This is a genomic window from Anabaena sp. FACHB-1391, assembly GCF_014696755.1.
GTDB lineage: Bacteria > Cyanobacteriota > Cyanobacteriia > Cyanobacteriales > Nostocaceae > Dolichospermum > Dolichospermum planctonicum.
The window spans coordinates 45,897-59,764 of record NZ_JACJQS010000030.1; the positions used below are offsets into that span (position 1 = coordinate 45,897).

14 protein-coding genes are annotated in these 13,868 nt (G+C 35.8%); 8 read left to right on the forward strand and 6 right to left on the reverse strand.

Going from position 1 to position 13,868, the window contains the following annotated elements; translation table 11 throughout:
- Positions 1 to 85 precede the first annotated feature (85 nt).
- The 3 genes from H6F62_RS14640 to H6F62_RS14650 form a co-directional block, all read right to left on the reverse strand.
- Positions 86 to 601, reverse strand: a complete 516-nt coding sequence (locus tag H6F62_RS14640) for a fatty acid hydroxylase (protein WP_137908319.1) — start codon at positions 599 to 601, stop codon at positions 86 to 88.
- Positions 602 to 790: 189 nt separating this feature from the next.
- Complete coding sequence (locus tag H6F62_RS14645; RefSeq protein ID WP_137908318.1) at positions 791 to 1,114, reverse strand: hypothetical protein; 324 nt, start codon at positions 1,112 to 1,114, stop codon at positions 791 to 793.
- A gap of 298 nt (positions 1,115 to 1,412) precedes the next feature.
- Positions 1,413 to 2,096: an NYN domain-containing protein gene (locus tag H6F62_RS14650; RefSeq protein ID WP_137908317.1), complete on the reverse strand. Its 684-nt coding sequence runs from the start codon at positions 2,094 to 2,096 to the stop codon at positions 1,413 to 1,415.
- Positions 2,097 to 2,806: 710 nt separating this feature from the next.
- Between H6F62_RS14650 and H6F62_RS14655 the strand changes: the two genes are divergently transcribed.
- The 4 genes from H6F62_RS14655 to H6F62_RS14670 all read left to right on the forward strand — a co-directional run bounded on the left by H6F62_RS14655 (position 2,807) and on the right by H6F62_RS14670 (position 7,235).
- The gene (locus H6F62_RS14655; protein ID WP_190372345.1) at positions 2,807 to 3,637 is read left to right on the forward strand and encodes a phytoene/squalene synthase family protein; all 831 of its coding nucleotides are present in this window, start codon (positions 2,807 to 2,809) and stop codon (positions 3,635 to 3,637) included.
- A gap of 44 nt (positions 3,638 to 3,681) precedes the next feature.
- Entirely contained in the window at positions 3,682 to 5,115 is a 1,434-nt protein-coding gene (gene hpnJ, locus H6F62_RS14660; RefSeq protein WP_190372346.1) for a hopanoid biosynthesis associated radical SAM protein HpnJ, read from the forward strand.
- A 144-nt stretch (positions 5,116 to 5,259) separates the two neighbouring features.
- A complete protein-coding gene (hpnK, locus tag H6F62_RS14665; protein ID WP_137908333.1) occupies positions 5,260 to 6,096 on the forward strand; it encodes a hopanoid biosynthesis-associated protein HpnK in 837 nt (278 codons plus the stop codon).
- A gap of 104 nt (positions 6,097 to 6,200) precedes the next feature.
- On the forward strand, positions 6,201 to 7,235 hold the full coding sequence (locus tag H6F62_RS14670) for a J domain-containing protein (protein WP_190372347.1): 1,035 nt from the start codon (positions 6,201 to 6,203) through the stop codon (positions 7,233 to 7,235).
- A gap of 150 nt (positions 7,236 to 7,385) precedes the next feature.
- On the opposite strand, the gene H6F62_RS14675 is transcribed toward H6F62_RS14670, so the two are convergent.
- Together H6F62_RS14675 and H6F62_RS14680 are read right to left on the reverse strand one after the other, a co-directional pair.
- Positions 7,386 to 7,769 (reverse strand): DUF2237 domain-containing protein, encoded by a 384-nt coding sequence (locus H6F62_RS14675; protein ID WP_137908313.1) that lies wholly within the window; start codon positions 7,767 to 7,769, stop codon positions 7,386 to 7,388.
- Positions 7,770 to 7,849: 80 nt separating this feature from the next.
- Positions 7,850 to 9,478, reverse strand: coding sequence for a cyclic peptide export ABC transporter (locus H6F62_RS14680; RefSeq protein ID WP_137908312.1), 1,629 nt, complete (start codon positions 9,476 to 9,478; stop codon positions 7,850 to 7,852).
- Positions 9,479 to 9,515: 37 nt separating this feature from the next.
- Here H6F62_RS14680 and hpnI point away from each other — a divergent pair, with 37 nt between their 5' ends.
- The 4 genes from hpnI to H6F62_RS14700 all read left to right on the forward strand — a co-directional run bounded on the left by hpnI (position 9,516) and on the right by H6F62_RS14700 (position 13,160).
- Positions 9,516 to 10,637 (forward strand): bacteriohopanetetrol glucosamine biosynthesis glycosyltransferase HpnI, encoded by a 1,122-nt coding sequence (gene hpnI, locus H6F62_RS14685; RefSeq protein ID WP_190372348.1) that lies wholly within the window; start codon positions 9,516 to 9,518, stop codon positions 10,635 to 10,637.
- A gap of 159 nt (positions 10,638 to 10,796) precedes the next feature.
- On the forward strand, positions 10,797 to 11,612 hold the full coding sequence (gene rsmA / locus H6F62_RS14690; protein WP_137908310.1) for a 16S rRNA (adenine(1518)-N(6)/adenine(1519)-N(6))-dimethyltransferase RsmA: 816 nt from the start codon (positions 10,797 to 10,799) through the stop codon (positions 11,610 to 11,612).
- Between the two features lie 127 nt (positions 11,613 to 11,739).
- Positions 11,740 to 12,684 carry a 4-(cytidine 5'-diphospho)-2-C-methyl-D-erythritol kinase gene (gene ispE / locus H6F62_RS14695; protein WP_190372349.1) on the forward strand — a complete coding sequence of 315 codons (945 nt, stop codon included), beginning with the start codon at positions 11,740 to 11,742 and terminating at the stop codon, positions 12,682 to 12,684.
- 152 nt (positions 12,685 to 12,836) lie between these two features.
- The gene (locus H6F62_RS14700; protein ID WP_137908308.1) at positions 12,837 to 13,160 is read left to right on the forward strand and encodes a DUF3082 domain-containing protein; all 324 of its coding nucleotides are present in this window, start codon (positions 12,837 to 12,839) and stop codon (positions 13,158 to 13,160) included.
- Between the two features lie 8 nt (positions 13,161 to 13,168).
- On the opposite strand, the gene H6F62_RS14705 is transcribed toward H6F62_RS14700, so the two are convergent.
- Positions 13,169 to 13,762, reverse strand: a complete 594-nt coding sequence (locus H6F62_RS14705) for an AraC family transcriptional regulator (protein WP_190372350.1) — start codon at positions 13,760 to 13,762, stop codon at positions 13,169 to 13,171.
- Between the last annotated feature and the right edge of the window lie 106 nt (positions 13,763 to 13,868).

Here is a 13,868-nt window from a genome sequence, read left to right on the forward strand (position 1 = left end):
ATGGTTTAAATGGTGACATCCATAAATTAACCATACTTTTGACACACTGAAAATTTCAAGTTGATAATTTTAGTCAAAATCTAGTTTATCCAGAAATGTGAGTTTCTGTGTGAGAACGCCAATTAATTCTTAATAGACGTAACCAACCCATCCAAATTCTCGCAGGTTGGTCAAAAAACGTGAAAATATCGCCAAAGCCCAAGTTAGTTTTTTGGTGATGTAACCAATGTTGTTCTGGTGTAGTAATAAACAATAACCTACACAAAACAATTACAGCTTGAGGTGTTTGCCTCCCTAAGGAAGTTACGTGTCTCCACCACACATGGAACTGACCAAACAATAAACCACAAATTACGCCAATGGGAGATAAACCCCATAACCAGAATGCTATCAGTAAATAAGGTAAAGCTCCCAAAATCCCATCTAAAACCACGTGGGGATTAAATGTTAAAATGGCATAGTGGCGGAAATTCTTTTTCGAGGAGTGGTGAGTTGTCAGGTGGAGGCTACCAAAAACGTGTTCAGGTACATGATAGAAAAAGGTGGAAAGGAAATCCCCCAAAATCAGTAGTAGCCAAGAGACAGCAATAGCCTCAATCATTTGATATCCTGTATACATCTATAAGCTGATAGATATACTATATTTTTTTATTTTATATTTGTGATTTTATCACTAACGGCATAACCAGAGAACAAAGATTGAGTTAACATCAGTATAAATTTAGGTTAAATTATCTATTGAGGGAATAGGTCTTAAAATTCAAATTCCTAGATTGTTGCCGCTGAGAATTTAAATATGACAAAATAAATCATGATAACACAGCCAATCTTCATGTACTGAACTTAAATAGTAGGAAATACCAACAGCGAATATTGCTAAAAGTACGGGAAATAGAACAGTAAATTCTAATTTGCCTTTTTTAACTACTTCTAAGCAAGAGATAACAATAGCTACAGGCCAGAAGATTGTAGTAATGATGAACATCATAAATGATAAAAATTTATCCTCTGGAGAAGATGTAGGGGAACGGAGGGAAAAAGTTAACCAATTAGTAAAAAAATATGCAGTCATTAGCAAATAGCTAATAAATAAAGTTAACTGGATTTGATTCACAGCACTTACTCCTTTAATAATATAAGTTAAGTTCTCATAAATATATCTATTTAAGATACATTTTGACTGAGTGCTAAAAACACATTAATCAGCAATCATACTTGATTTAAAGCTGCATTTTAGAGTATGGTGATTATGCTTATTAATGTTAATTAGCCGTTTCTAGACTGGTATAGCATAGATATTAAAAAAGTGGCAAATAAAATGAAAAATTAGATACCCTCCAAGTTAAAAATTCAAAGTTAGTATAATAAATGTCTAATTATTTAGAAACGATAATTCACAAATTATTGGGAATTTAAAACTGGTAATTAGAAGAACTTCGATAACTACAGCTGATACAAGAATCCTTTTTAAGATGTTGTTTAATACTGTCAAAATCAGTAAATTCATCAGCTACATCAATAAGATAGTCACTAGTTGTTGTTTGTAAACCAATTACCTCTACCCTAGCTCCCATACCGCTAACTGCATTGACAGCATAGGATAGATCTCCATCTCCACTGACCAAGATAGCCGTATCATAATAAGGTGCTAAAGTAATCATATCAACGGCAATTTCCACATTCAGATTTGGTTTTTTGTAATTATCTACAACTACACTCATATCTTTAGTAACTACACGATAGCCATTTCGACGCATCCATAATAGAAATCCCTGTTGCCTTTCGTTGCCAATATCCAATCCTGTATAAAAGAATGCCCGTAATAGACGAGAGGTTTTAGTTAAACTACAAAGCAATTTTACATAGTCAATTTCAATTCCCAATTGCAACGCGGTCTGAAATAGATTTAATCCATCAATGAAAATTGCAACGCGACCACGATTTTCATCATCATTTAATGCAGTATTGTTGACTGTATTGACTGGATTAGATTCTTTCCCTTTAATAGTGCCTTTAGTAGTTGGACAATACCTTTGAGGTTTTTCTTTAAGTTCTTTATATTCGTTGTTTTTTTTGCTAAGATGATTAAACTGCATTGATACCTCTAGATGTTATTATAGGGATGTTAGGAGTAAATCGAAAGTAGTACAATCTTGACTAATTTATTGACACTGCCCTAGTTAAATTAACAGTTATCAGGTATATTTTAGGCAATTTTTTGCAAGTAAATATATATTTTGCGATTTACCTGCATTTATTTTACACAAAATGCACGCTTTTGGGAAAAATTTACTATTAATTTACTATTTATTAAATATTTTATATATTATGTACCAGGGAATCAGCGAGGCTGCAAGAGGAAAGTAGATATGCAGGCCGTTATTACAAAAAATTAAGATCAGATGGGATTTATGTAGGATTGTTATTAAACTTAGTCTTTAAAAAGACATAAATTTATGGTAGTAAACTTACCCAATATTTCCGATAATTTTTTCCCAGGGTATTAGCAGTGAATTAACATTAGTTAGTGTTAAGTAGTAAGAGTTTACTGTGATACTCAGAAATTAGGTTTGTTGATATCTACTCCTGTAGCAAAAATTCTTGTCACCAAAACCTTATATACTAGACTAAACTTTGATAAACTTCAGATTTGTGTTAAGTAAGACACGATAAACTATTAGTTCCTAGATTAAATACTAGGATATTTATGGTTTTTAAGGTTTAGTAAAAACTAAATCCAGTATCATTGAAAAATCAAAGAAAAATCAAAAATTGTGTGTGGTGTGAAAATCAAGGAGTGAACAAAATGGATTTACGTGGAGATGCGTTGCAAATCCTCAAAGAGACTAGTCGAACTTTTTATATCCCAATTAGTATTTTACCATCAGGATTGCAAGAAGCAGTGGCATCGGCATACCTGTGTATGCGAGCCATTGACCAAATCGAAGATGATCCAATTCTGGATCATAAGACCAAAAAACGCTTGTTGCAAAATATTAGCCTGACATTACAATCTGGAGTAGATGGTTTTCCGCTTGATGCCTTTTCTGTGGTGTTTAAGGGACAAGAAAATTCTTTGGAAGAAGTCAGTTTACGCATTAGAGAATGGTCAATATTAGCACCGGAAAGTATTGCTCCACGGATTTGGGATGCAACGGCCGCAATGGCCGATAGAATGGCTTATTGGGCAGATAGAAATTGGAAAATAGAAACTGAAGCGGAATTAGACCGTTATACATTTGGAGTAGCGGGTGCGGTAGGGTTGTTACTCTCAGATTTATGGAACTGGTATGATGGAACCCAAAGCAACCGGACTCAAGCCATAGGATTTGGCAGGGGTTTACAAGCGGTAAATATTCTCCGTAACAATTCTGAGGATTTAACTCGTGGGGTAAATTTTTTCCCAGCGGGTTGGAATAAGGACAATCTCCAAAAATATGCTCGTCGCAATTTGATCTTAGCAGATGCTTATACCAAATCCTTGCCAAAAGGACCGGCCTTGCAATTTTGCCAAATTCCTCTGGCTTTAGCTCATGGTACTCTTGATGCTTTAGCAAATGGCAAGGAAAAGCTCAGTCGTAGTGATGTTGTTTCACTGATTGAAAACTTGATGAGTGTAAATGCTAAGGCTAGTTAGGTAAAAATTGACCAAAGTAAAAAATTTGCGTGTGAGAGATATTCATGAAAACTACTTTATTTTTGAGTCCACCGTCTTTTGATGGTTTTGATGGTGGTGCAGGAGCGCGGTATCAAGCAAAACGAGAAATTACCTCCTTTTGGTATCCGACTTGGTTAGCACAACCTGCGGCTTTAGTGCCTGGTAGTAGGTTAGTTGATGCACCTCCCCATGGGCAAACGGTGGATGATGTGCTGAAAATTGCCAAGGATTATGAACTGGTAATTATGCACACTAGTACACCGTCCTTAGCGAATGATGTTAAGTGTGCGGAGACGATAAAAGCACAAAATCCGAGTGTGCAAATTGGCTTTGTAGGAGCGCACGTTGCTGTTTTACCAGGGGAAACTTTACAGGAAAATCCGGTCATTGATTTTGTTTGTCGCAATGAATTTGATTATACCTGCAAAGAATTAGCAGAGGGGAAACCTTGGGATGAAATCAAGGGTTTGAGTTATCGGGATAAGTTGGGTAATATTCACCACACGGAGGAACGTGCTTTAATTCATGATTGGGATGCTATGCCCAGTGTATTACCAGTTTACGCCCGTGATTTGGATATTAGTAAATATTTCATTGGTTATTTGCAACATCCTTACATATCTTTTTATACTGGGCGGGGTTGTCCAGCAAAATGTACTTTTTGTTTGTGGCCACAAACCATTGGCGGACATTTATACCGTCATAAAAGCCCGGATGCGGTAGGACGAGAAATGGAGGAAGCCAAGGTTTTGTTTGGGGACAACGTGCGGGAGTATATGTTTGATGATGATACTTTTACCATTGATAAACATCGAGCGATCGCAATTAGTCAACATCTGAAGCGACTGAATTTAACTTGGAGTTGCAATGCCCGTGCTAATTTAGATTATGATACCCTCAAAACCTTGCGAGATAATGGTTTAAGGTTGTTATTAGTAGGTTTTGAATCTGGTAATCAACAAGTTCTGAATAATATTAAGAAGGGTATTAAGTTGGAAGTGGCGCGAGAATTTATGAAAAATTGCCACAAATTGGGTATTACTGTCCATGGGACATTTATTATTGGCTTACCAATAGAAACAAAGGAAACTGTAGAAGAAACAATTCGCTTTGCTTGTGAATTGAGTCCCCATACAATTCAAGTTTCTATTGCTGCACCTTATCCAGGTACAGAATTGTATGACCAAGCGCGAGAAAATGGTTGGTTTGCGAATGAATCTTTAGTAGCAACTTCCGGTATTCAAACTTCAACTTTGCAATATCCAAGCCTTTCTAGTGGGGAAATTGAAGACGCAGTAGAAAGAATGTATCGTAAGTTTTACTTCCGTCCCAAAGCGATTATTCCCATAGTGCGGGAAATGCTGGGAGATAGACAAATGTTAGTGCGTCGTTTGCGGGAAGGTAAGGAGTTCTTTGCTTATTTAAGTGAACGTCGGACTCAAGCTTTAGCTAGGTAAATCGTCTGATAGCGTAGCGTGAGGTAGCCATATCAGGATTTACAAGATTTAAGGATGTTCAGGATTTGATTTAATAATCCTGTTAATCCTTTAATCCTGGTTATCCTGATTCTGACATTTTTAATCCTAATTATGTATATACCAATGTCTTATTTAATTATTAATGCTGATGATTTCGGATTTTCTCATGATGTGAATGCAGCGATTATTCAAGCTCACGAAGAAGGTATTTTAACTAGCACTAGTTTAATGGTAACTGGTGATGCTGCACAAGAGGCGATCGCTTTAGCAAAAAATCATCCTCATTTAGCGGTTGGTTTACATCTGGTTTTAGTTTGCGGTAAATCTGTTTTACCACCAGCACAAATTCCCCATTTAGTAGACTCTCAGGGTAATTTTTCCCATAACCCCACCCAAGCCGGATTAAATTATCAATTTAATCAAGCTACCCGTGCAGAATTGCGGTTAGAAATATCTGCTCAATTAGAAAAATTCCGTGATTCTGGTTTAAATCTGGCTCATGTTGATGGACATTTACACCTTCATGTACATCCTGTAATTTTGAATATTTTAACAGAATTTGCAGCAGAATTTAAGATTAAATTCATTCGTTTACCTTCAGAAGAATTGACCAAAAATCTCAAAATTGATAGACGTAATTTACTCACTAAAATAATTTGGTCTATTGTCTTTGGACAATTACGACACTATGGAGAAGGTTTATTAAAAGCCCATCATATTAACTTTGCTGATAGGGTTTATGGATTGTTACAAACTGGTAACATAAGTGAAGAATATTTACTGAGTTTGATACCGCAAATTGAAGCCGAGTTAGTAGAGATTTATGCTCATCCTGCTTTGGTGAATACTGATACAAATAACTGTGGTGAAATAGAATTAAAAGCTTTGTTAAGTCATAAAGTGCGGGAATTGCTGACTGTGAAGGGGTTTGAGTTGAGTAATTATCACCAGTTAATTTAATTAAAAATCTTGTATAAACCTTGTATAAACATAAATATATAAAATATAATAAATATAATATTATTTGTGTTCGTTTATCAACCCTAAGCTTAATTGTATCTGCCATGCCACGCAAAACAAAAACAGCATCCTCAACCACAGTAACTCCCCTAGCACTATCTGACTTACATCTTCAGTTAGAGGGTTTAGAAAAAGAACACCAATCTCTATTAAAGCAGATTAAAAGAAAGCGTGCAGAATTAAATAACTTTATTGAAAAAATGCGTTCTTTAACAAAAGAGGTATTTCATAAAGCCAGTCCTAATATGAAAAAAATGGCAGAATTAGATGAGGAAATTCATGCTTTATTTGCGGAAATTTTCACTACAAGAAAACTGGGAAAACAAACCCATAAAAATATAGAATCACTGTACAGAAACCTACAAATGGGAGGAATTATTAGTTATAAAGCCACTGAAGAAGATCAAGAATTAGAGGAATTATCTGAAAATGATAACTTTCAAGAAAATCATCAAAGTCGTCAATATTGGGAAGCAGAAATAAATTCAGAATCCCCTGTGGGTAAAACAGATGAATCTAGAAAGGTACGACAGATATTTTTGCGGTTAGCGGAGATATTTCACCCTGATAAGGTTAAAGACAATGAAACCCAAATGACTCACACAGAAATTATGAAAGAAATTAATAAAGCTTACCAAGAGGGGGATTTAGCGAGACTTTTAGAAATTGAAAGAAAGTATGAAGTAGGAGAAATAATTGATAATAATAGCGAAAATGATTTAAATCGTAAATGCAAAACCATAGCACAACAAAATGAAATTCTCAAAAATCAGTACGATAAATTGAAGCAAGAACTCCGGTTAGCAAAAAATACCCCAGAAGGAACAATGGTTGCTGATTACAAAAAAGCAACCAAACAAGGTGTTGATTGTATTGCATTAATGCTAGAAACCATGCAAGCTCAAATTAAGTTGGTTGCGGGGATTCGTGATTTTGTTCAAGACTTTAAAGAGCAGAAAATAACCATTAAAGAATTTCTCGCAGGTCCAGAAAGTCTCCGTTCTAATCGGGAGGATATGATGGAAGACCTACTGGAAAAAATGATGGAAGAATTTGGGGAGATGATGAATTTTAGTTAGCAAATAATTTTCAGATTTGCTAAAATACAGCAAGTTCAGCTTGAGTGAGGTACACCTTGTGCGGGCAAGATGCCCCCACCACAAAAGTTTTATTATTAATATCTGTACTTCATAATATCGGGAACTGCTGTATTTGCTAATAATTATTAATTAACCATTTTTCTCATTACGAATTACTCGATGTTTTTGCAAATCTGCTAAATTACAAACTTCTAACGCCCTAGCATGAGTAGCTTCTAAAACTACGGTCGGTGCAACACCAGCTTCTAGGGCTTCTTGCCATCTGGCAGCGCATAAACACCAACAATCACCGGGTTTTAAGCCAGGAAAGCTAAAATAAGGTGCAGGTGTACTCAAATCATTACCCTGGGATTTAGTATATTGTAAAAATTCCTCTGTCACTTGAGCGCAAACGACGTGCATTCCCACATCTTGACCACCGGTAGTACAAAATCCGTCGCGGTAAAAGCCAGTCATGGGAGAAGTACAGCAAATTTCTAATTTTGTTCCCAGTACGTTTTTAGGTTCTGTCATTTGATTTTAGATTTTAGATTTTAGATTTTAGATTGATTTCACGGTCACTTGTACCATTAAGGTATTCTTGGTTATGATTCCTAAGTTTGTGGGAGTTTATCAAATTCAATTTTGCCATAGTTTAATTTAATAATTCTATCAGCTAAATGAAAATAATGATCATCGTGACTAATTACTAAGATGGTTTTTCCCTGTGCTTTTAATTCTGGTAATAATTGAGTATAGAATATATCTTTGAATAATGGATCTTGATCAGCAGCCCATTCATCAAATAGATAAATTGGGCGATTTTCTAAATATGCTGTTAATAATGCGAGGCGTTTTCGTTGTCCTTGGGAAAGGGCTGTGGTGGAAAGTTGCCCATTTTCGATTTTGACTTTATGATCCAGTTGCAATTTCTGTAAATATTTTTGGGCTTGAATATCTAAGTTATGATTTGCTAATCCTAGCAGTTCTTCAAATAAGTAAAAATCCGAAAATACTACAGAAAAATGTTGGCGATACCATTCGCGGTTGGCTTCGGTAATCGGATTTTGATCTAAGATAATTTCCCCATTGTCAGGAATATATAACCCAGTAATTAGTTTAGCTAAAGATGATTTACCGCTACCATTTCCACCAACAATAAAAACTAACTCCTGGGGATAAAGAGTAAGATTAATTGGACCAAGAATAAAGCTATTATCTTCTTGATCTGTGTAGTAAGCATGAGTAACATTTTTGAGTTGTAAACTGTGCCAATTTGTGAGAGAATTAGGAGGTGTAGTGGCAACTTCAGCCCGACTAGCTAAAGATAAACCTAAAGATTCAATTTTTTGTAACGCTACGCTGGCCTTACTAATTAATGGTAAATTATTGGAAATATTATCCATAGGTAACATTAAATAAGTAAATGTGAGAATGTAACCAGATAGAGTTTCGGCATCAATGGCGAATAAATATGGTAAAATGAAAAGGACAAAACCAATGGCAAAGAAAAATATTAATTTTCCCCAACTGGTAGTTGTGGCAAATAAAGTTAAACCTTGTACATTATGATTTCTAAATCTACTAGCTGTGGATTCTAGACGATGAGTTAAGAAAAATTGCCGCCGTTGATAATGCAGTTTGAGTTCTTTGATTCCTGCCGTAATCGTGCTAAAATTTTTAAATAAAATGTCTTGATCTTCCCGCGCTAAAGCTAATAATTTTTCTCCTCTATCTAATAACCATTTACAACTAGTAATAGCTAATAGCATTAAAACCAAAACCATGATAAACACTAACCAAGATAGCCAAGTTATATATAGTAAACATCCTAAAGCCATGGACATATCAATACATAAAAAGGGAATCACATAGACAGCATTGGCTACCGCTTGAACATCTTCTGTTAAAGTTGCTAATAAGCGCGGATTTCCTAGTTGTTCTAAATGACTTAATTCCGATGCTAATATTTGCCGACTTAACCGCATTCTTAATTGCAAAACAGCATTTTGAGATAAGCGAATTAACATGATTTGGGAAATTACGCCGGTAATTAAAGCAACGAGAACTAAAGCAACGAAACCCCAGGCTATAGTTGTCAGGGGTGAAGTATTGCTTTGACTCGCAGCACTACTAATTAAAGCAATTAATCCCGCACTACTACCACCACTCAAAAAACCTGTAATAATGGCTATTGCTACCATTTTCCAAGCAGAACGTAAAAGAAAGTAAATTAGATTCATTGGTTATTAGTCATTAGGAAAACAATTTCCCCTGCTTATGTTGATCTTCTGTTTATCTGCTATTTTATTTTACATCTATGGGGTTTATACAGCGATCGCTTTTTTGCGTAAATCTCCCCCCATAAACCCGGAATTTCATCCCCCTGTCACCATTCTCAAACCCCTTTGTGGTGTTGATAAAGGGACTTACACTAACTTAGCCTCATTTTGTCAACAAGATTACCCCCAATATCAAATTATTTTTTGTGTTCGCAGTTCTACAGATCCTAGTATAGAATTAGTTGACAAACTCAAACAACAATTTCCAGAAATAGATATTACTTTAGTCATAAATGATTATGTTCTGGGCGCAAATTTGAAAATTAGTAATTTAGCTAATGCTGTCACCATTGCTAAATATGATATTTTATTAATTGCTGATAGTGATATTCGTGTCTGTTCGGAATATTTAAAAACAGTCATTCAACCATTACAAGATGAAAAAATTGGTGTTGTTACCTGTTTATATCGTTCCACAGCCCAGGGAATAGCTACCATTTTAGAAGCTATTTGTACAGCTACAGATTTTCAACCCAGTATTTTAGTCAGCAAACAATTAGAGGGGATAAAATTTGCTTTGGGATCAACCATTGTTATCCGTAAAACAACATTAGCAAAAATTGGCGGTTTTGCAGCAGTGGCCGATTATTTAGCAGATGATTATCAACTCGGTTATTTACCAACCCAAGCAGGTGATAAAATTGCATTATCTCACTATATCGTAGAACACGCACTAGGACATAGTAGTTTATTAGATTCTATTAATCGTCAAATTCGCTGGGCCCGTTGTATTCGCGTTTCTCGTCCTTGGGGTTATCGGGGATTAGTATTTACTTTTGGGACAATTTCCAGTTTACTATTGTTGGTAACAAGTAGTGCTGCTATTTTCTCTTGGTTGGTTTTAGCCATAACTTTGGTAATGCGATTAATTATGGCTTGGGTGGTAGGAGTAAAAGTTCTCAATGACCCAGTAACTAAAAAGTTTTTCTGGTTAATTCCCTTTGCGGATATAGTGAGGTTTATAATTTGGTGTTGTGGCTTTTTTGGTAATACTATTGAATGGCGAGGAACAAAGTTTAAATTAGTTAAAGATGGTAAATTAAAAATGATTGATTATTAGAGAATATTTTAACAGTATTACAGTATAGGACTCCTATTTGATTTTTGATAGCTTGCGTGGCGTAGCCATACAAGACTCAGTAGGTATCAATTCTGTCTTTCTTCCTGTGTTCCCTGTTCCCTGTTCCCTGTTCCCTGTTCCCTGTTCCCTTTTAACAACATGATTCAACCCCGTAAACAGTTTGCTCAACATTGGTTAAAAAGTGATAAAGCACTTAACGCAATTGTCCAAGCCGCTAATTGTCAAGAAAGTGATAAAATTCTGGAAATTGGACCCGGTACAGGAATTTTAACCCGTCGTTTATTACCACTGGTGAGATCTTTACTCGCGGTAGAAATTGATCGGGATTTGTGTAAATTACTCGTCAAACAAATAGGTGAAAAAGAAAATTTCTTACTCTTGCAAGGTGATTTTCTGACTCTTGATTTACCGTCGCAATTAACAGCATTTGCTAATTTCCAAAACCAGAATAAAGTTGTTGCGAATATTCCCTATAATATCACCGGTCCAATTATTGAAAAGTTACTGGGAACTATTTCTCATCCTAACCCAAAACCTTTTGATTCTATTGTTTTATTAGTGCAAAAAGAAGTAGCAGAAAGATTATATGCTAAACCGGGTTCTCGAACTTTTGGCGCCTTGTCCGTACGGGTGCAATATTTGGCAGATTGTGAGTTAATTTGTACAGTTCCCGCTGCTGCATTTGTACCACCACCAAAGGTAGATTCGGCTGTAGTGCGCTTGACTCCTAAAAAAATAGCAATTCCAGCCCATGACCCCCAAAAATTAGAAAATTTAGTTAAATTGGGATTTGGATCAAAACGGAAAATGTTAAGAAATAATTTACAATCAGTCATTGACCGCGATCGCTTGACACAATTTCTGGAAGAATTAGAAATAAATCCCCAAGTTCGCGCTGAAGACCTCAGCGTTATACAATGGGTATCACTGGTAAATACCATAGGGAATCAATAGCCGGAGAGATCATCAAAATACTGGTCTTAACTCTGGAATTTTCCCAATTACCAATTATCCATTACCAATTACCCATTACCAGCCCTCACAAATATGATGAATGTTCAAATAGACATCAATAAACATTATGCGTTCTTATAGTTTAATTGCACCGGCCAAAATCAACCTGTATTTGGAAATTATCGGCAGTCGTACTGACGGATATCATGAATTAGCAATGATACTCCAAAGCATAGATTTATCCGACCAAATTGATATCCATACTGCCAGCACTGAAAATATTCGTATCTACTGTAATCACCTTCAAGTACCCACAGATCAAACCAATCTAGTTTACAAAGCAGCGGAATTAATGGCCAAGGAATTTCCCCAGGCTTTTAGTAATTTTGGCGGTGTTGATATTACCATCAAAAAAAATATTCCGGTTGCTGCTGGTTTAGCTGGAGGTTCTACCAATGCCGCAGCCGTATTAGTGGGAATAGATTTACTTTGGGATTTGGGATTAACCCAATCAGAATTAGAAGAATTAGGCGCGAATCTCGGTTCAGATGTACCATTTTGTATTGGTGGAGGAACAGCTATTGCCACTGGTAGAGGTGAAAAACTTTCACCCCTGCAAAGTTTAGATAATCTACATATAGTATTAGCAAAATATCGCAGTTTAGAAGTTTCCACACCTTGGGCATATAAAACCTATCGGCAACAATTTGGCATTAACTATGTGCAAGATGCAGATACTTTTGCGACTCGTGCTAGTGCATTTCATTCAGAAGCCATGGTCAAGGCCATTTTACATCGAAATACAGAAGAGATTGCCCAAAAAATACATAATGATTTAGAGAAAGTTGTACTACCAGCTTACCCCCAAGTATTGCAATTACGAGAATTATTCGCCAATCAAAAAGAAGTTTTAGGGACAATGATGTCCGGTTCTGGCCCTTCAGTGTTTGCTATTGTCGAATCTCAAAATCAAGGAGAAATAGTCAAGCAGCGAATACGTGAAGCTATTCCTGATCAAGATTTAGAATTGTTTGTAACACGGACAATTAAACATGGAATTAAAATAGGTTAATTGGATCATTAATATGGTTAAATCTTGTGGTGCGGGCATCCTGCCCGCTATAATTATACAAATTCAATGCAGTACAGTTCAGTAGCGGATTCCAGTCGTCTCACAGCTTAAAACCTATTCAGCTTCAATTTTAGCTTCAATTTTAAATTATTATGAATGAACCAAAAGAAACACCATCAGCAGATATTTCCACTCAAGTACCACCCACCCCTTTACGCTGTCTAACCGGGGCAATTATGTCAGGAGGATTTGCATTTGCGGCTTATTCTCTGATGATATCAATCGCCACTACTTTTGCCCGTAAACCCATCCATTCCGATAACCAAATGGTAATTAACATTGGTTCGGCTGTGCGTACCTTGGTAGTAGGTGTAGTCGCCTTGGGAATGGGAATATTTGGATTAGTTGCTTTGGGCTTATTAGCCTTAGCAATTCAACTGATTATTCAGCAATTAACTAATCCTAAAAGTAGTTAATTTTAATTTTATTTAAAACTTGTCCCTCTCCCACTAACTACAGGTACAGGTTTAGCTAATGGTGAATTATTTTCATTTTTGATAAATTGCAACTTGGTATTTTTTGAAGTTGAAGTTAACTGATGTTTTTTACGCCAATGGGCGGGAGATAAACCATGATGTTGGCTAAACTGTCGGGAGAAATGAGAAGTATTTTGATAACCTAATTTAGCAGCAATTTCTTCAATTGTCTGATGCGTATTTTTTAATAAAGCCCGTGCTGCTACCATTCGTCGTTCGATAATCCAAGCAGTTATTGCTTTTCCTGTTTGTTTCGCAACTTGATTAGTTAAATATGCAGAAGAATAGCCCACAGCTTCTGCAACATCAGAGGAAGTAATTCCTTCTTGGTAATTAGCTTCAATATAATCAAAAACATTTTTCAGACGGGGAATAATTGGAAAAATTGACTGACAATTTACTGATGTAGTCAAGAATTGCGCTGGTGCTAATTGATGGGAATTTGTAGCATACCAATATCTAAAAAGAGCTTGTTTTTGTAATCTAACAGCAATAGCCCGCAGTAACTCATTCCTTGTTACAGGTTTAGTTAAATCCCACATTCCGCACCCTGAACTGTCACAGATCAAAAAAGCAGAGATAGTAGTACATAATAACTAACGATCAATTAAAGAGAAATAAGCTTAATGAGAATACATATCATTAAAA